The organism is Mycobacterium parmense (assembly GCF_010730575.1).
GTDB classification, from domain to species: Bacteria; Actinomycetota; Actinomycetes; order Mycobacteriales; family Mycobacteriaceae; genus Mycobacterium; species Mycobacterium parmense.
Map to the genome: position 1 here is coordinate 1,908,953 of NZ_AP022614.1, position 19,630 is coordinate 1,928,582.

Consider the following 19,630-nt stretch of genomic DNA (forward strand, 5'->3'; position numbering starts at 1 on the left):
GCCCGAAGGAGAGACCGTGATTCCCAAGATGTTGCTGTCCGGGGTCGTCGAGCTCGTCGTGTTCGGCTTGATGGTGTTCCTGCCCGCCGGCACGCCGGCGTACTGGCAGGGCTGGGTCTTTCTGGCGGTGGTCTTCGCCCTCGCGACGTTCGTCCCCGGCATCTACCTGCTGCGCAATCCCGTTGTGCTGCAACGGCGGATGAGTGGCGGCCCGTCCGCGGAAGGCCGGACGGCGCAGAAGGTGGTGATCGCGGGCCTGTACGCGTCGCTGGCGGGCATGGTCGTGCTCAGCGGCTTCGACCACCGCTTCGGCTGGTCCTCGGTGCCGACGGCGGTCTGCCTGGTGGGCGACGTCCTGGTGGCCCTGGGACTTGGCGTGGTGACCCTGGTGGTCGTCCAGAACAACCACGCGGCCGCGACCGTGCGGGTGGAGGCAGGCCAGCAGGTCGTCTCCACCGGCCTCTACGGCCTGGTGCGGCACCCGATGTACACCGGGAACGTGATCATGATGGTCGGCATCCCGCTGGCCCTCGGGTCCTACTGGGGTCTCGTCTTCGTCGGACCGGGCCTGGTCGTGCTCGCCTCGCGCATCCGCGACGAGGAGAAGCTGCTTGCCGAGGAGCTGACCGGATACCGCGAGTACACGCAGAAGGTCCGCTACCGCCTGGTCCCCTGCATGTGGTGACGGCGTCCCTACAGGTCGGCGGCCGGGCTCACGGCGGGCAGTTCCGCCACGGCGCCGGCGGGGCTGTCCAGCCGCCGGCTCAGGCCCGCCACGGTCGGGGCCTCCACTAGGGCCTGCACTCCCAGTCGGGCGTCGATCGCCGCGTTGATCGCGGCGACCACCCGCAGCGCGGACAGCGAATCCCCGCCCAGGTCGAAGAACGACTCGTCGATCCCGACGCGGTCCACCCCCAGCACCTGCGCGTAGATGCTGGCCAGGATTTGTTCGACCCAGGTCGACGGGTCGCGCCGCGCCTCGCCCGCCGGGGGCTCGGGTGCCGGCAGCGCCGCCGGGTGGGCGCACCCGGCGAAGCGCGCGTGCCGGCCGCCCTCCACAAGGTCCATCGACGCCAGCGGCCGCGTCGGCTCGGCCGTCATGGCGACCAGCAGCCGCTCGAAGCGCTCGACCAGCGCCGCGATGGTGGCGGCGTCGAAGACGTCCGCACGGTACTGGACGCGGAGATCGAGTTCGCGGCCCGGCACGGCCTGGATGGTGAGCGGGTAGTGATAGTGGTCCCGGTTGGTCAGCCCGGTCACGGCCAGCCCGTCGACGCCCGACAGCGCGGCGGTGTCGATCGGGTAGTTCTCGTAGACGAAGACGGTGTCGAACAGTGTCTTGTGGCCGGTGACCCGGTGGATTTCGCCGAGCCCCAGGTGCTGGTGTTCGAGGGTGTGATTGTGGGCGCTCTGCAGTTGGGCGAGCAGGTCTTCGGTGGTGGTCGCCTCGCCGACGGTCGCCCGCACCGGGACCGTGTTGATCAGCAGGCCCACCATCGAGTCCGCGCCCGCCACCTCGGCGGGCCGCCCCGAGATCACGGCGCCGAAGGCCACGTCGCGCTGGCCGGTCCAGCCCATCAGCAGCTGGGCGAAGGCGGCCTGCAGCACGGTGTTGACGGTGGTGTGGCACGAGCGCGCCAGCTCGCCGACGGCCGATGTGGTCTGCTCGGGTATGCGCACCGCCTCGACCCCGCGCCGGCCCAGCCCCAACCGGTCCGGCGGGCCGACCAGGGTCGGGGTGTCGAAACCGGCCATCGCCTCACGCCAGGCCGCCCGGGCGGCGTCGCGATCCCGGCCGGCCAGCCAGGTGAAGAACCGCCGGTAGGGCACGGCGGCCGGCAACCATTGGCCGAAGTAACAGGCGAACAATTCCCGCAGCAGGATCGGCAGCGACCAGCCGTCCAGCACGATGTGGTGGTTGGTGAGCACGAACCGGTGCCGGTCGTCCCCGGTGCGGATCAGCGCCGCCCGGAAGGCCGGCCCGCCGTCGGCGATCTCGCACACCGCGGCCCGCTCGGCGGCGCACACCCGTTCGACCTGCTGGTCGGCGTCGAGGCCGCCGGCCTCCAGCTCGACGTATCGCCACGGGGCCACGGGATCGGCCGGGACCACCTGCACCGGCTCGTCGAACTGTGGGCAGAAGCGGGCCAGCAGGTTCGGGTGGCGGGTCGCCACCGTCTGCACCGCTTCGCGCAGGCGATGCTCGTCGAGCGGGCCGCTCAGCGCGATGTCGAGCTGCACCGCGTACACGTGGTCGTCGTTGACCTGTGCGGCGCCGGCGTGGAAAAGCAATCCCTGCTGCAGCGGGGTCAACGGCAGCACGTCGCCGACGGCGTACTGGCGGCAGAGGGCGTCGAGCTGCTGCTGGCTCAGGCGCGCGGGCGCGACGTCCGAGGGTGTCAGGCCGCCGCCACCGTCGCGCACGTGCGCGCAGATTCCGGTCAGCGCGTCGAACCACAGCCTGCTGAGCCTGCTGACCTGCGCGTGTTCCAGCGCCGACGGCGCCCACGTCCAGCCGGCCTGCAGTTGCGGGCCGGTCTCGGAGTCCACGGTGCCGGCGTTGAGCTCGACGGTGTGCGCCAGCGGCATGGGGATCGCCACGGCGGCGGCCGTGACCGACCAGCTGTCGCGGCAGGCCCGCCACATGTCACCGGAGGCGTCCGAGGCCGCACCCAGCCGGCCCAGATAGTTGAAACCGATGGGCGGGTCGGACTCGCCCAGGTCGACCTCGCCGTTGAGGTAGCGCAGCGCGCCGTAGCTGAGCGGATCCGGCACGCCGCGGAGTTGTTCCTTGGCGTCCTTGATGACGGCACCCAGGGCCGCGTCCCCGGCCACCACCTGAGCCCAGTCCAGCGTGCCGACGCGAAGCGCGACGGGGTACTTGGCGGTGAACCAGCCCACCGTTCGCGAGAGGTCGATCCGTTCGCCCGGGCCGGCCAGTTCCTCGTCGCGGCCGTGACCCTCCACGTCGATACCGATCGGCGCGCCACCGGTGCCCAGGAACTGCGCCCACGCCAGGGCGAACGCGATCAGCAGGATGTCGTGGACGCCGGCCCGAAACGCCGCCGGCACCTCGCCCAGCAGCATCCGGGTGGTCTCGGCGTCCAGCAGCGCCGCCAGGTTGCCGGCGGTGGCGAACGTGTCGACGCCCGGTCGCACGGCGGGCAGCGCGGGCTTGGTCGCCGCGATCCGCCGCCAGGCGTCGGCCTGGCCGACGACGTCGGGCCGGTGCGCGTACTCGGCCAGCAGCGCGGCCCACCGGGCGAACGACGTGCCCGGCGCCGGCAACACCACCTGCTGCCCACCGCGATGCTGCGACAGCGCAATGTTCATGTCTTCCAACAGGATTCGCCACGACACTCCGTCGACGGCGAGGTGATGGACGATCAGCGCCAACTGCCCGGTCGACTCCGCCCAGAGTGCGCTGAGGACGATCCCGGCGGCGGGGTTGAGCCGCGAGCGCGCCCGGACCACAGCGTCGTCGGACAACTCCTCCACCGCCAGCAGGCACGCGCGGGCGTCCACCGACCCCACCTCGGACGCCTCCAGCGACCACCCGCCCGCCCCGTCGTCGTCGACGCGCAGCCGCAACATGGCATGGCGGTCGATCAGGGCCTGGACCACCAGCACCGCGTCGGCCTCGCTGACGCCCGCCGGAGCTTGCAGCACCATCGTCTGGTTGAACTGCTCCACCGGGCCGTCGACGCTGTGCAGCCACCAGATGATGGGGGTGGCCGGCACCGGCCCGACACCCTCGTCGATCGCGTCGTCGGCACCGTCGACCACCCCGGCGACCCGCGCCAGCCCGGAGACGGTCTGCTCGACGAAGATGTCGCGCGGCCGACACACCACCCCCGCGGCGCGCGCCCGGGCCACCACCTGCATCGACAGGATGCTGTCGCCACCGAGCTCGAAGAACGACTCGTCGACCCCGACCCGCTCCAGCCCCAACACCTGGGCGTAGATGCCGGCCAGGATCTCCTCGAGCGGAGTCGCGGGGGCGCGGTAGTGTCCGGTGTCCTGGTATTCCGGCGCCGGCAGCGCGCGGGTGTCGAGCTTGCCGTTGGGTGTCAGCGGCAGCGCGTCCAGGGCCACCACCGCGGCCGGGACCATGTAGGCCGGCAGCCGCTCGGCCAGCGCGGCGCGCGCTCCGGCGGGATCGACCTGTCCGGTGATGTAGCCCACCAGCCGCTTGTCGCCGGGGCGGTCCTCGCGGGCGATCACGACGGCCTGCTCCACCCGGTCCAGGGCCGCCAGTGCCGCGCGAACCTCGCCGAGCTCGATGCGGTAGCCGCGGATCTTGACCTGCTCGTCGGCGCGCCCGACGTAGCGCAGCTGCCCGTCGGCGCCCCAGGCGACCAGGTCGCCGGTGCGGTACATGCGCGCCCCCGGCTCGGCGAACGGACAGGCCACGAACCGTGTCGCGGACAGCCCGGCGCGGCCGACATAACCGTAGGCGAGCCCGGCGCCGGTCACATACAACTCGCCGACCACGCCCGCCGGCACCGGGCGCAGCCAGCCGTCGAGCACGAAGAAGCCCAGGTGGGCCAGCGGCACCCCGATGGGGCTGACGGTGCTGTGCACATCGTCGGCGACGATCTCACGGAAGGAGGCGTGCACCGTGGTCTCGGTGATGCCGTACATGTTGATCAGCCGCGGCAGCCCGGGGTGCTTGTCCAGCCAGGGCCGCAGGCGCAGCGGCTCGAGCGCCTCGCCGCCGAACACCACCGCCTCGAGCGCGAGCCGGGGCCCCGAATCGGGCTGCAGCGCGTCGGCGCTCTGTAGCGCGTAGAACGCCGCGGGGGTCTGGCTCAACACGCTGACCCGTTCGGCGACCAGCAGGGCGCGAAAGTCTTCCGGCGAGCGCGCCACCGCGTCGGGCACCACCACCAGCCGCCCGCCGTGCAGCAGCGCGCCGAAGATCTCCCACACCGAGAAGTCGAACGCCAGGGAATGGCTCTGCGACCAAACCCGTTGCGCCAGGCCCATTTCGGCGTCCAGGGTGGCCAGCAGCCGGGCGACGTTGCGGTGCGGGACGGCCACCCCCTTGGGGGTTCCCGTCGTGCCCGAGGTGTAGATGAGGTAGGCGATGTCGTCGGGCGCGGGCCCGGGCAGCGCGTTGGTGGTGGGCTCGGCGTCGACGGCAGGGTCGTCGACCTCGACGACGAACAGGTCGCGCCCGTCGAGGCGGCCGGCGAACTCGGCGGTGGTGACCGCCGCGATCGGCGCGGAATCGTCCAGGACGAAGTCGATCCGGGCCGCCGGCACCGCCGGGTCGATCGGCACGTAGGCCGCGCCGGTCTTCAACACCGCGAAGATGCCGACGATCGCCTCGATCGACCGGGAGAACAGCAGCGCCACCCGCTGCCCCGGCCCCACCCCGCGGCCGGCCAGCAGGTTCGCCAACCGGTTCGCCGCGCCGTCGAGCTCCGCGTACGTCAGCGACCGACCCTCGAACGTCACCGCCGCCGCCCCGGGAGTGCGCGCGACCTGGGCGGCGAACAACGCCGGAATGGGCTGCACCGGAACGGTTTGCGGCGACTCCGCACGATTGCCCCAGCCCTCGAGGCGGGCGCGCTCACGCTCGTCGAGCACGTCGACCGACGACAGCCGGCGCTGCGGGTCGGTGGTCATCGCGTCCAGGACCCGCCGCAACCGATCGACCAGGGCGGTGACGCTGGCCGCGTCGAATACGTCGGTGCGGTATTCGACCACGCCGCCGATGCCGGTGGGGTCACCGGATTCGCTCCGGCGCTCGTTCAGGGAGAACGACAGGTCCACGCGGGCGGTCCGGGTGTCCACCGGCAGCGGTGTGACCTCCAGGTCACCCAGCGCCAGCCCGGCGTTCGGATCGCCGGCCTCCCCCGGGTTCGCGCCCTGCCAGTTCTGCCAGGCCAGCATGACCTGCACCAGCGGGTGATGCGTCAGGCTCCGGGCGGGGTTGAGCCGCTCCACCAGCACCTCGAAGGGCACGTCCTGGTGCTCGTAGGCGGCCAGGCTGCGCGTGCGCACCTGGGCCAGCAGCTCGGCGACGCTGGGATCGCCGGCCAGCTCGACCCGCAACACCAGCGTGTTGACGAAGAATCCCACCAGCTCGTCCAGTGCGGGGTCACGCCGGCCGGCGATCGGGAAGCCAACCGCCACATCGGAACTCGCGCTGAGCTTGGCCAGCAGCACCGCCAGCGCGGCCTGGACCACCATGAAGCTGGTCGCGTTGTGCTCGCGCGCGACCCGGGCCACCCGCTGCTGCAGCTCCGCCGGCCAGTCCACCGCGACCTGGGCGCCGCGGTAGTCGGCGACGGGCGGGTACGGGCGGTCCGTGGGAAGCACCAGCCGCTCGGGCATGCCGGCCAGGGCATCCTCCCAGTAGGCCAGTTGCGCGGCGATGCGGCTGTGGCTGTCGGACAGGTCGCCGAGCTGCGCGCGCTGCCACAGCGTGTAATCGACGTACTGCACCGGCAGCCGCTGCCACCCGGGCGCCTCGCCCGCGCACCGGCTGGCATAGGCCACCCCCAGATCGCGCACCAGCGGGGCGATCGACGCGCCGTCGGCGGCGATGTGGTGCACCACGGCCACCAGCACGTGGTCGTCGTCGGCGACGCGGAAAAGCTGTGCGCGCAGCGGGATCTCGGCGGCCAGGTCGAATGGGTGACGCGTGACGGCTTCGATGGCCTCACCCAGCCGGTCCGCCGAGAAGCCCGCGGCGTCGACGACGTGCCAGCCGAAGTCGGCGTAAGCGGCGGGCGCCACCACCTGCCGCGGTATTCCTCCGGGCGCGGCGAACAGCGTCCGCAGGCTCTCGTGGCGCTCCACCACGTCGCCCAGCGCCGCGCCCAGGGCGTCGGCGTCCAGCGCTCCGCGCAGCCGCAACGCCACCGCGAGGTTGTAGATCGGCGAGGGCCCCTGCAGCTCGCCGAGGAACCACAACCGGTTCTGGGCGAACGACAGCGGGACCACCGCGGGCCGCCTGCCGGCCACCAGCGGCTCCAGCCGGCCCCCGCCCGCGCCCAGGCGCAGCGCCAGCTGGGCCACCGTGGGCGCCTCGAAAAGGGCGCGCACGGAAAGGCCCCCGTCCAGACCGGCGTTCACCGCCGCGATCAGGCGCATCGCCGACAGCGAATCACCGCCCAGATCGAAGAACGAGTCGTCCGCCCCGACGCGCTGCACGCCCAGCACCCGCGCGTAGATGCCGGCCAGGATCTCCTCGGCGACGGTGGCCGGCGCGCGGTAGGAGTCGACGCCCTGGTAGTCCGGCGCCGGCAGCGCGCGCCGGTCGAGCTTGCCGCTGACCGTCAGGGGCAGCTCCTCGACCGCGACGATCGCGGACGGGACCATGTAGCCCGGCAGCCGCTCGGCCAGCGCGGCGCGTGCCTTGACCGGATCCGCCGTCCCGGTGACGTATCCGACCAGGCGCTTGTCGCCGGGCCGGTCCTCGCGGGCGATCACCACCGCCTGCTCCACCCCGTCGAGCCCGGCCAGCACGGCCTGAATCTCGCCCGGCTCGATGCGGTACCCGCGGATCTTGACCTGCTCGTCGGCGCGCCCGAGGTACTGCAGCTGCCCGTCGGGCCGCCACCGCACCAGGTCCCCGGTCCGGTACATGCGCGCCCCGGGCCGGCCGAAGGGGCAGGCGACGAACCGCGAAGCCGTCAGGCCGGTGCGGCCGACATAGCCGACGCCCACGCCGCGCCCGGCCACGTACAGCTCGCCGACCACGCCCGCCGGCACCGGCCGGAGCCGCTCGTCGAGCACGAACAGCGCCGCGGTCGACACCGGCGCACCGATCGGCGCCACGCCGGCCCCGACGGACCCCGGCTCCAGCGGGGCGCTCATCGACGCGTAGACCGTCGCCTCGGTCGGGCCGTAGGCGTTGACCACCACCCGCCCCGGCGCCCACTGGTCCACCACCTCAGCCGGGCACGCCTCCCCGCCGAGCAGCAACGCCACCGACTCCAGGCCGTGCGGGTCGAGCGCGATGACCGCCGACGGGGTTTGGGTGAGCACGTTGACCCGCTCGTCGATCAGCAGGTCGTGGAAGTCGTCCGGCGAGCCCACCACCGACTCGGGGACGACGACCAGCCGCCCCCCGCCCAGCAGCGCGGCCCAGATCTCCCACACCGAGAAGTCGAAGGCGTAGGAGTGGCACTGGGTCCACACCTGCGCCGGCGGCAGATGCGGGTGCGACGACTCCGCGAGGTGGGCCAGGTTGCGGTGGGCGACCGCCACGCCTTTGGGCGTGCCGGTGGTGCCCGAGGTGTAGATCAGGTAGGCGATGTCGTCGGGACCGGGTGCGGGCAACGCGGTGGCCGGCCGGGTGTCGACGGCGGGGTCGTCGACGTCGATCACCGTGAGGCCGCGCCCGTCGAGCCGCGGCCGCAGCTGCGCGGTGGTGAGGACCACGCGCGGCGCCGCGTCGTCGAGCATGAACTCCATGCGGGCCGCCGGCAGCGCCGGGTCGATCGCGAGGTACGCCGCGCCGGCCTTGAGCGCCGCCAGCATGGCCACGACGGCCCGGGCGGAGCGTTCCAGCAGCAGCGCCACGCACGCGCCGGGGCCCACACCGCGCTCGGAGAGCAGGTGCGCCAACCGGTTCGCCGCTTCGTCGAGTTGCCGGTACGTCATGTCCCGGCCCGCGAAGGTCACCGCCACCGCCTCCGGGGCGCGGGCGACCTGGGCGGCGAACATCACGGGCACCGACACCGCGGCCGCGGCGTCCTGGTTGCACACGGCGCGGTTGCCCACGTCGTCCAGGTGCGCGTGCTCGGCCTGATCGAGCACGTCCACCGACGAGAGGCGGCGCGCCGGGTCGGCGGTCATCGCCACCAGCACCCGCCGCAGCCGCTCGATGAGCACCTCGATGCTGGCGGCGTCGAACACGTCCGTCCGGAACTCCACCGCCCCTTCGATTCCGGTGGGCTCACCGCCGCGGTTCCAGCGTTCGGCCAGCGAGAACGCCAAGTCCACGCGGGCCGTCCCGGTGTCCAGCGGCAGCTGGGTGATCTGCAGATCGCCCAGGGCGACGGCGATGTGGTCGCTGGCCTCGGCGGGCAGATTCCGCCACGCCAGCATCACCTGGACCAGGGGGTGGTGGGTCAGCGACCGGGTGGGGTTTAGCCGGTCCACGACGACTTCGAAAGGCACGTCCTGGTGCTCGTAGGCGGCCAGGCTGCGCGTGCGCACCTGAGCCAGCACCTCGGCGACCGTGGGATCGCCGGCCAGCTCGACCCGCAACACCAGCGTGTTGACGAAGAAGCCGACCAGCTCGTCGAGGGCCGGGTCGCGGCGGCCTCCGATCGGGAATCCCACCGCCACATCGGAACTCGCGCTGAGCTTGGCCAGCAGCACGGCCAGCGCGGCCTGGACCACCATGAAGCTGGTGGCGTTGTGCGCGCGGGCCACCCGCGCGATCCGTTGCTGCAGCTCGACGGGCCACTCGAGCGTGACGCTGGCACCGCGTTGGTCGGCCACGGGCGGGTACGGCCGATCGGTCGGCAGCTGCAACCGCTCGGGCATCCCCGCCAGCGCCTCGCGCCAGTACGCCAGCTGCGCGGCGATCAGGCTGCCCGGGTCGTCGAGGTCGCCGAACTGCGCGCGCTGCCACAGCGTGTAGTCGATGTACTGCACCGGCAGGTCGGGCCAACCGGGCGCCTGCCCGGCGCACCGGCTGGGGTAGGCGACGCCCAGGTCGTGCACCAGCGGCGCGAGCGACAAACCGTCGGCGGCGATGTGGTGCACCACGGCCACCAGCACATGCTCGTCCTCGCCGACGCGGAAAAGCCTTGCCCGCATGGGGATCTCGGTCGCCAGATCGAAGTGGTGCCGCGCCACCTCGCCGAGCGCCTCGGCTACCCGGGCCTGCGGCCAGCCCGTGGCATCGACGATCTCCCAGCCGAAGTCGGCGTCCGCGGCTTGGACCACCAGCTGCCGCGGTATCCCTTCGGGCGCCGCGAACAGCGTGCGCAGGCTCTCGTGCCGCGCCACGACGTCGGCCAGCGCCGCGCCCAGCGCCTCGGCATCGAGCGGTCCGCACAACCGCAGCGCCACCGCCATGTTGTAGATCGCGGAGGGCCCTTGCAGCTGGTCGAGGAACCACAACCGGTTCTGGGAGAACGACAACGGGACGACCGCGGGCCGCTCGACCGCCACCAGCGGGTCCAGCCGCCCCTCGTCCCCGCCGATCCGCGGCGCCAGCCGGGCCACGGTGGGCGCCTCGAAGAGCGTGCGCACCGACAGGCCGGCGTCCAGGCCGGCGTTGACCGCCGCGACCAGGCGCATCGCCGACAGCGAATCCCCGCCCAGGTCGAAGAACGAGTCGTCCACGCCGACCCGCTCCACGCCCAGCACCTGGGCGTAGATTCCGGCGAGGATCTCCTCGGTGAGGCTGCCCGGGGCGCGGTAGTGGCCCGAGTCCTGGTATTCCGGCGCCGGCAGGGCGCGGGTGTCGAGTTTGCCGTTGACGGTCAGCGGCAGCGCGTCCAGCGCGACCACCGCGGCCGGAACCATGTAGGCCGGCAGCCGCTCGGCCAGCGCCGCGCGCACGGCGGCCGGATCCGCGGTCCCGGTCACATAACCCACCAGCCGCTTGTCGCCGGGGTGGTCCTCGCGCGCGATCACCGCGGCGCCCTCGACGCCGTCGACGGCGGCCAGCGCCGCCTGGACCTCGCCGAGCTCGATGCGGTAGCCGCGGATCTTGACCTGCTTGTCGGCGCGCCCGACGTAGCACAGCTGCCCGTCCGGACCCCACCACACCAGGTCTCCGGTCCGGTACATCCGGGCGCCGGGCGCCCCGTACGGGCAGGCCACGAACCGCGTCGCGGACAGGCCCGCCCGGCCCACGTAGCCGTCCGCCAGCCCGGCGCCCGCCACGTACAACTCCCCCACCACACCGGCCGGCACCGGGCGCAGCCAGCCGTCGAGCACGAAGAAGCCCAGGTGGGCCAGCGGCACCCCGATGGGGCTGACGGTGCCGTCGACGTCACCGGCCGCGATCTCGCGGAACGACGCATGCACCGTGGTCTCGGTGATGCCGTACATGTTGATCAGCCGCGGCATCCCGGGGTGGTTGTCCAGCCAGGGCCGCAGGCGCGGCGGTTCGAGCGCCTCGCCGCCGAACACCACAGCCTCGAGCTTGAGCTGGGGTTGCGGCTCGGGTTGGACGGCGTCGGCGCTTTGCAGCGCGTAGAACGCCGACGGGGTCTGGCTCAACACGCTGACCTGCTCGGCCGCCAGCAGGGCGTGCAGGTCCTCCGGCGACCGGACGACCGCATCGGGCACCACCACCAGCCGCCCGCCGTACAGCAGCGCGCCCCAGATCTCCCACACCGAGAAGTCGAACGCCAGCGAGTGGCACTGCGTCCACACCTGTCCGGCCAGCTCGAGGTCGGCGTCCAGGCTCTCCAGCAGCCGGGTCACGTTGCGGTGCGGGATCGCCACCCCCTTGGGGGTGCCCGTCGTGCCGGACGTGTAGATGATGTAGGCGGTGTCGTCGGGGGAAGGTGCGCGCAGCGCGGTGCTGGGCTGGCTGTCGACGGCGGGGTCGTTGACGTCGATCACGGTCAGGGCGCACCCGTGCAGCCGGTCGGCCAGACCCGCCGTGGTGACCGCGGCCACCGGCGCCGAATCGTCGAGGACGAACCGCATCCGCGCCGCCGGCACCGCCGGGTCGATCGGCACGTACGTCGCCCCGGTCTTGAGCACCGCCAGCATCGCCACGATCGCGTCGGCACTGCGGGGCAGCAACAGCGCGACGCGCCGCCCCGCCCCGACACCGTGGGCGGCCAGCAGGTGCGCCAGCCGGTTCGCCGCGTCGTTCAGCTTGCGGTAGGTCAGCGACACGCCGCCGGACGTCACCGCCACCGCCTCCGGCGCGCGCGCCACCTGCGCGCCGAACGCCACCGGAATCGACACCGGCACCCGCGTCGGCCCGGTCAGTCCCGCCCGGTTGCCCCAGCGGTCCAGGCGCAGGCGCTCGCCGTCGTCCAGCACGTCGATCGACGACAACCTCCGCCCCGGGTCGGCGACCATGACCGCCAGCACCCGCTCCAGTCGCTCGATCAGGGTCGCGACGCGGGCCGCGTCGAACACCTCGGTGTCGTACTCGACGCGCAGACCGAGTTCGGTACCCGGCAGCGCCTGGATCGCGAGCGGGTAGTGGTTGTACTCGCGGTGGGTGAAGTCGGTGATGGCGAGCCCGTCGGCGCCGGACAGCGCCGCGGCGTCCAGCGGGTAGTTCTCATAGACGAAGAACGTGTCGAAAAGCTGCTCCTGGCCGGTGACGCGGTGCAGCTCGCTCAGGGCCAGGTGCTGGTGCTCGAGCGTCTGGTTGTAGGCGTCCTGCAGCTGGTCGATCAGGTCGACGGTGGTGGTGGCCGCGTCGACGCGCGCCCGCACCGGCACGGTGTTGATGAACAGCCCCACCATCGAGTCCGCCCCGAGCACCTCGGGGGGCCTGCCCGACACGGTCGTGCCGAAGGCGACGTCGTGCCGGCCGGTCAACCACGTCAGCAGCTGCGCCCAGGCTGCCTGCAGCACGGTGCTGACGGTGGTGTGATGCGAGCGCGCCAGGTCGCCGAGCCCGCGCGTGGTCTGCTCGGCCACCCGGAACGACGCGACCCCCCGCGGGCCCGGTTCCGGCCGGCCCGGCGGACCCACCAGTGTGGGTTCGTCGAAACCGGCCAGCACCTCCCCCCACGCCGCGCGCGCGGCGTCGAGGTCGCGGCCGGCCAGCCAGGTGACGAACCTGCGATACGGGACCGGCGCGGGTAGCCGCTGCCCGTAGTAGCCCGCGAAGATCTCGCCCAGCAGGATCGGCAGCGACCACCCGTCGAGCACGATGTGGTGATTGGTCAGCACCAGCCGGTGCTGGTCCTGCGCGGTCGCGATGAGCGCGGCCCGGAAGGCCGGCTGGCGCGCGATGTCGCAGACCGCAGCGCGTTCCTCGGCGCACACCTGCTCGATCTGCCCGGCGAGACCGGGTCCGCCGTCGCCGAGGTCGACGTAGCGCCACGGCACGACGGGATCGGCCGGGATGATCTGGACCGGCTTGTCGAACTTCTCGGAGAACCGGGCCGCCAGGTTCGGGTGACGGACGCCCACCGCCTGCACCGCGTCGCGCAGGCGATGCCTGTCGAGCCGGCCGCTCAACGCGATCTGAAGCTGCACCGCGTACACGTCGTCGTCCCCGTGCGCGGTGCTGGCATGGAAGAGCAGCCCCTGCTGTAGGGGCGTCAGCGGTAGGACGTCAGCTATCCGCATACTGCCGCTGCAACTCGTCGATCTGCTGCTGGGTGAGGCCGGCAGCGATATCCGAAGGTGTCAACCCGCCCCCGCCGCCGCGCACATGCGCACAGATGCCGGCCAGGGCGTCGAACCACAATCGGCTCAACCGGCTGACCTGCGCCTCGTTCAGGGCGGAGGGCGCCCACTTCCACCCGGCGTGCAGGTAGGGGCCGGTGTAGGCGTCCACCGTCGCGGCGTTGAGCTCGACGGTGTGCGCCAGCGGCATGGGCAACCGCGCGCTGGCGTCGATCAGGGACAGGCCGTCCTCGCAGATCTCCCACATGTCACCGGACGCCTCGGTCCCCGCCGCTGCGCGCCCGAGATAGTTGAACGCGATCGGCGGGTCGGAGCCGTCGAGGTCGACGTCGTCGTTCAGGTAGCGAAGGACGCCGTAGGTCAATCCGTCCGGCAGGGCCCGAAGCTGCTCTTTGGCGTCTTTGACCACCGCGCCCAGCCCCGCGTCACCGGCCACCACCTGAGCCCACGACAGCCCGCCGACGTCGATCGCGACGGGGTACTTGGTGGTGAACCACCCGACGGTGCGGGAGAGGTCGACGTCATCGGCCAACTCCTCCTGGCGCCCGTGCCCCTCCACGTCGATCACGACCGGCGCGCCGGCGGTGCCCAGGAACTCCGCGCAGGCCAAGGCGAACGCGATCAACAGGATCTCGTGGATTCCGGCGTGGAACGCGGCCGGCACCTCGCCCAGCAGCATGCGGCTCGTCTCGACGTCGAGCTGCGCGGCCAGGTTGCCGGCGCTGACGTAGGTGTCCACCGCGGGCTGCACCGCCGGCAGCGCGGAGGGCATCGCCGCGATGCGTTGCCAGGTCTCGGCCTGCCCGACGACGTCGGGGCGGTGCGCGTGCTCGGCCAGCAGCGAGGCCCACCGCGCGAACGACGTCCCCGGCGCCGGCAGCACCAGCTGCTGGCCGCCACGGTGCTGGGCCCAGGCGAGGTTGAGGTCCTCGAGCAGGATCCGCCACGACACCCCGTCAACGGCGAGGTGGTGGACGATCGCCACCAGGCGGCCCGTGGAGGCGACCCACAGCGCGCTCAGCATCACCCCGGCGGCCGGGTTCAACCGCGACCGCGCCTCGATCAGGGCCTCCTCCGAGAGCACCTGCACCGCGTGCAGGCAGTGCCGGGCGTCCACCGACCCCGGCTCGGGCACCTGCAACGACCACGCGCCGTCGGCCCCCTCGTCGACGCGCAGCCGCAGCATCGCATGCCGATCCAACAGGGCCTGCAGCACAACCACCACGTCGGCCTCGGTCGTTCCGACGGGCGCCTGTACCACGACGGTCTGGTTGAACTGGTCGACGGGGCCGTCGATGCTGTGCAGCCAGGAGATGATCGGCGTGGGCACCACCGGGCCCACCCCCTCGTCGATCGCGTCGGCGGCACCGTCGACCACCGCGGCGACCCGGGCCAGCCGGGCCACGGTCTGCTCGACGAAGATGTCGCGCGGCCGGCACACCACCCCCGCGGCGCGCGCCCGGGCCACCACCTGCATCGACAGGATGCTGTCGCCGCCGAGCTCGAAGAACGACTCGTCGACCCCGACGCGTTCGAGCCCGAGCACCTGCGCGTAGATGCCGGCCAGGATCTCTTCCACCGCGTCGGCAGGGGGGCGATATTGCCCGCCGTCCTGGTACTCCGGCGCCGGCAGCGCGCGGGTGTCGAGCTTGCCGTTGACCGTCAGCGGCAGCGCGTCCAAAGCCACCACCGCGGCCGGGACCATGTAGGCCGGCAACCGCTCGGCCAGCGCGGTGCGGGCTGCCGCCGGGTCCGCGCCCCCGGTCACGTAACCCACCAGGCGCTTGTCGCCGGGGCGGTCCTCCCGGGCGATGACGACGGCCTGCTCGACGCCGTCGAGGGCGGCCAGTGCCGCCTGGATCTCGCCGAGCTCGATGCGGTAGCCGCGGATCTTGACCTGCTTGTCGGCGCGGCCCACGTAGCGCAGCTGCCCGTCGGCGCCCCACCACACCAGGTCTCCGGTGCGATACATGCGGGCGCCGGGCGCCCCGTACGGGCAGGCCACGAACCGCGTCGCGGACAGCCCGGCGCGACCCACGTAGCCGTCCGCCAGACCGGCGCCGGTCACGTACAACTCGCCGACCACGCCCGCCGGCACCGGCTGCAGCCAGCCGTCGAGCACGAAGAAGCCCAGGTGGGCCAGCGGCACCCCGATGGGGCTGACGGCGGTGTCCACGTCGTCGGCGACGATCTCGCGGAAGGAGGCGTGCACCGTCGTCTCGGTGATGCCATACATGTTGATCAGGCGCGGTGCGGCCGGGTGGTTGTCCAGCCAGGGCCGCAGGCGCTGGGGTTCGAGCGCTTCGCCGCCGAACACCACCGCCTCGAGCGCGAGCTCCGCCCGCGGCCCGGGCTGCGCGGCGTCGGCGCTCTGCAGTGCATAGAACGCCGACGGGGTCTGGCTCAGGATCGTCACCTGCTCGGCCACCAGCAGGGCGTGCAGATCTTCCGGGGACCGCACCACGGCGTCGGGCACCACGACCACCCGCCCGCCGAACAGCAGCGCGCCCCAGATCTCCCACACCGAGAAGTCGAACGCCAGCGAGTGGCACTGCGTCCACACCTGCCCGGCCAGGCCCATGCCGGCGTCCAGGGTGGCAAGCAGCCGGGTCACGTTGCGGTGCGGGATCGCCACCCCCTTGGGCGCGCCCGTCGTGCCCGAGGTGTAGATGATGTAGGCGACATCGTCGGGGGCCGGTCCGGGCGGCGGGGTGCCGGGGTCGCCGGCCAGCGCGGGGTCGTCGACGTCGACGACCGCCGCGGCGCATCCGTCCAGCCGGTCGGCCAGGGCGGCGGTGGTGACCGCGGCCACCGGCGCGGAATCGTCGAGCACGAACCGCATCCGCGCCGCCGGCACCGCCGGGTCGATCGGCACGTACGTCGCCCCGGTCTTCGCCACCGCGAGCATCGCCACGATCGCCTCGGCCGACCGCGGCAGCACCAGCGCCACCCGCTGCCCCGGGCCCACACCGCGGCCGGCCAGCAGGTTCGCCAGGCGGTTCGCCGCGCCGTCGAGCTCCGCGTACGTCAGCGACCGTTCCTCGCACGTGACCGCCACCGACTCGGGCGTGCGCGCGGCCTGGGCGGCGAACGCCGCCGGGATCGACGTGTCCCGCGTCGCGGGCTGGATGCCCTGCGTCCGGTTGCCCCAGCCGTCGAGGCGGAGTCGCTCGCCCTCGTCCAGCACGGCGATCGACGACAACCGCCGCTGCGGATCGGCGACCATCGCCGCCAGCACCCGCTCGAGCCGTTTGGCCAGATCGGCGACTTCGAAGTTCGCCAATGGGCCGCAGGCGCCGGAGGTGCTGAGCGAAAGCTGGTCACCTGCACCGGAGAAGATCAGCCCGAAATCGCCGACCTGGCCGGGATTGGTAAAAGACGCCGACGCCTCCACCCCGGCGAAATCCATGGTCATTTTGGACGGCAGGAAATTGACGCTCACCCTTTCGCCCGGCTGCTCCGGGCCCCGGAGGCGAGCTTTGCGCTCAAGGGCGTGCACCGGGAATCGCTGATGCTGCAGCGCTTCTCGTACCCGCATATCGACGAGCTTGCAAAAGCCGGCCACCGTGGATTCCGGGGATACCTTCAACACCAGCGGCACCATCCCGGAAACCATTCCGGGCAGCGTTTTGGAATCCCGACGCACTCGCCTGCTGACGGGGAAGTCGAACACCACCTCCGAGCCCTCGGCGCACCATCCGCGAACCAGCAGCGCGCAGGCCGCGGTGACGAAGCTCGATTGCGGCACGTTCCAGGCACGGGACAGTTCGTGGGCTTGTCGAAGCACCGCGGGGTCCAGCCGAACGGTCGCGGACGGCAGGTAGGCGTCCCCGTCAGCCTCGGTCTGGGGCGAGCGGTTGTGCGGTCCGCTCTCCGGGGGCAGGTGCTCCGTCCAGTAGGCCCGGTCCTCGAGGTAGTCGGCGGACGCTTCGTACTCCGACTCGCAGCGGACCAAATCCCCGAGCGTGCCGAAAAAAGCGGGAGGAATTGGCGCGCCCGATACGATTGCGGCGTAGACCGTCGCAATTCGGTGGGCGAGAAGCGTTATACCGGTACCGTCGATGACTATATGGTGAAAACACCCGAACAAATAGAATTCGTCGGACCAGGTCTGGAATAACGCATATTTGAAAAGCGGTCCGGCCGGCGACATCGGTGTGTGCTGGATCGCCAATGCCATACGCCGGGCTTCCTGAACCGGATGACGCGAGTCACTCAGGTCGTGAAACTCCACCTCGAAATCGGGGTAATCGAGCGCCTTCTGAAAAACTCCGTCGTCCGCTTCGAAGATTGCGGCGCGGGCCGGCTCGGCCTCCTGCATCACGTGGCGAATCGCCCGCTCGAGCACGTCGCGCTCGATGGTGCCGTCGAATCGCACCAGGACGCCGAGTTGCCACTCCGTTGTGGAGTGCCCCGTTTCCTGCGCAAGCCAAATGTCCAGCTGCCCCCGCGTCAGCGGGAGTGCCCGGTCATCACGTTCCATCCGGTTTACCTGTCCAGACCCTGACCCGCTGCCAACCTTTCGCGCAGACTCCTCGGCCTGATATCGGTCCAGTTCTGTTCGATGTAGTCCAGGCACGCCGCGCGGTCCGTTTCGCCATACGCCACTCGCCAGCCGGCGGGAACATCGGCGAAGGCAGGCCACAGGCTGTGCTGTTCCTCGTTATTGACCAAGACGAAAAAACTGCCCTCGTCATCGTCGAACGGGTTGATGCTCACCGCGTCTCCAGACCATCTACTCGACATGGGTGTAACAGGTTTTAAACCATACTGGAGCCCGACATATGTTGTCTAAGCCTTCGCGGAATTCGAGGGTCGGAGCGGATCTGCCGGCACCGCCGCATCGGGATGCCCGACGGGGCGGACGTTAGGTACGGTCTGCGCTGTCAGGCCCCCATCCGCAGTTTGCTGAAGGCCGTGCCGGCCGTCCGGAGGCGGGGACCGAACACCCGCCACAGCGGGCGGCGATTGCGGAGACGCCGCCCGATCGATCGCCGGGTGCCGGGTTGCTTTTCGTCGAGGCCCTCGGCCCCCGCGACGCGATGTCGGGCCGCGGCCCCGGGTGATCGGGCGGCTTGCCGCCCCGCCTACCGGCGGTCGGCCGCCGCGACGACGACGGCCACCCGGGCTCGACCAGCCCGCCCGCGCCGGCCCGGGAACCCGAACCGATCCGGCACGCGAGTTGCCGCGCGGCGCCGCGACGACGTCGTCTGCCCGCCCCGGCACCGCGTGTCGCCGGGTTTGCCGGCAGGCGGTTGCCTGCCCGGCGGCGACGGCGAACGAAGGCCGCAATCCGGGCGAAGACCTTATTTCGCGGCCTCCAACCGGAGTAAAACGCCGTCCTTTGAGATCGCAAACTTCGACGCTAGTGTGGACGCGACGGCTATCCGGCGTTCGTGATTCAACGACACCATGCCACAAAACATCGGCGAAACAGATCTGGTTGAGGCGACACAAAATGGACCAACTCAGTGAACCATCGGCGCAGGCCGAATCGGCAGGCGATTCACCGGTGGCAATGTCGGCGCACCTGGCCGACGACCTGCTGTCCACCACCGCCACCGGATGGCGCAGTTTTTATGATTCACTGAGCCGGCGTTTGGAGGACGTCGGAGTCGCCGATTCGTCATTCTTCCTCAATTACGGATACCTGCCGATCGATTCCAACAACGACTCCGCGTTCGTCATCCGCGACGGCACCTTCAACGCCAACTCCGTCCGGCTGGTGTTCGAGGTCGTCGGACCGGTCGACCTCAACGACCGCACGGTGGTCGAAATTGGCTGCGGCCGGGGGGGCAACAGCGCCCAGGTCGCCGAGAAATTCAGTGCCCGGGTAACCGGCATCGACATGTCAGCGGAGGCCATCGCCTTCTGCCGTCGCACGCACCGCGATTCGATCGACTTCCAGGTCGGCGATGCGTTGAATATTCCGCTGGCCGACGAGTTCTGCGATGCCGTCATCAACGTGGAATCGTCGCACTCCTACGGCAACCTCCCGAAATTCCTCAACGAGGTCCGCCGGATCTGCCGTCCCGGCGCCTGGTTTCTGCACACCGACTTTCTGAGCACCGACGACTGGGACTACGTGCGGGCGCGGCTGAAAGCGCTCGGCTTCGTCACCGAAACCGACCGCGATATCACCGCCAACGTATTGGCGTCGCGCGATCAGGCGAAGGACAACTGGGCGCAGGTCTACGGCGACGGCAACGCCCGCGTGGCGAATTTCCTCGCGCTGCCCGGCTCCGCCATCTACGAGCAACTCCGGGCGGGTCTGCTGGAGTACCGGATCCTGCGTTCGCAGTTGCGCCCGTAGCCG

Annotated in this window: 5 protein-coding genes; 2 read left to right on the forward strand and 3 right to left on the reverse strand. The window is 71.6% G+C overall.

All coding sequences use genetic code 11. The annotated features are described in order from the left end of the window. Positions 1-28 precede the first annotated feature (28 nt). Complete coding sequence (locus G6N48_RS08635; RefSeq protein WP_085270771.1) at positions 29-685, forward strand: methyltransferase family protein; 657 nt, start codon at positions 29-31, stop codon at positions 683-685. 8 nt (positions 686-693) lie between these two features. On the opposite strand, the gene G6N48_RS08640 is transcribed toward G6N48_RS08635, so the two are convergent. From G6N48_RS08640 to G6N48_RS08650, 3 genes are read right to left on the reverse strand one after another with little or no spacing between them, the layout of a single operon-like run. Next, positions 694-13,254 (reverse strand): non-ribosomal peptide synthetase, encoded by a 12,561-nt coding sequence (locus G6N48_RS08640; protein ID WP_139825912.1) that lies wholly within the window; start codon positions 13,252-13,254, stop codon positions 694-696. Continuing rightward, positions 13,241-17,797 carry a non-ribosomal peptide synthetase gene (locus G6N48_RS08645; protein ID WP_139825911.1) on the reverse strand — a complete coding sequence of 1,519 codons (4,557 nt, stop codon included), beginning with the start codon at positions 17,795-17,797 and terminating at the stop codon, positions 13,241-13,243. The genes G6N48_RS08640 and G6N48_RS08645 overlap by 14 nt, the downstream gene beginning before the upstream one ends. A 5-nt stretch (positions 17,798-17,802) precedes the next feature. Continuing rightward, complete coding sequence (locus G6N48_RS08650) at positions 17,803-18,033, reverse strand: MbtH family protein (protein WP_085270694.1); 231 nt, start codon at positions 18,031-18,033, stop codon at positions 17,803-17,805. 463 nt (positions 18,034-18,496) lie between these two features. Between G6N48_RS08650 and G6N48_RS08655 the strand changes: the two genes are divergently transcribed. Continuing rightward, entirely contained in the window at positions 18,497-19,627 is a 1,131-nt protein-coding gene (locus tag G6N48_RS08655) for a class I SAM-dependent methyltransferase (protein ID WP_139825910.1), read from the forward strand. Positions 19,628-19,630: the final 3 nt, after the last annotated feature.

Bases quoted from the DNA above. Each gene is read 5' to 3' on its own strand.
- G6N48_RS08635 (WP_085270771.1), top strand. From the start codon at position 29: ATGTTGCTGTCCGGGGTCGTCGAGCTCGTCGTGTTCGGCTTGATGGTG.
- G6N48_RS08640 (WP_139825912.1), bottom strand. From the start codon at position 13,254: ATGCGGATAGCTGACGTCCTACCGCTGACGCCCCTACAGCAGGGGCTG.
- G6N48_RS08645 (WP_139825911.1), bottom strand. From the start codon at position 17,797: ATGGAACGTGATGACCGGGCACTCCCGCTGACGCGGGGGCAGCTGGAC.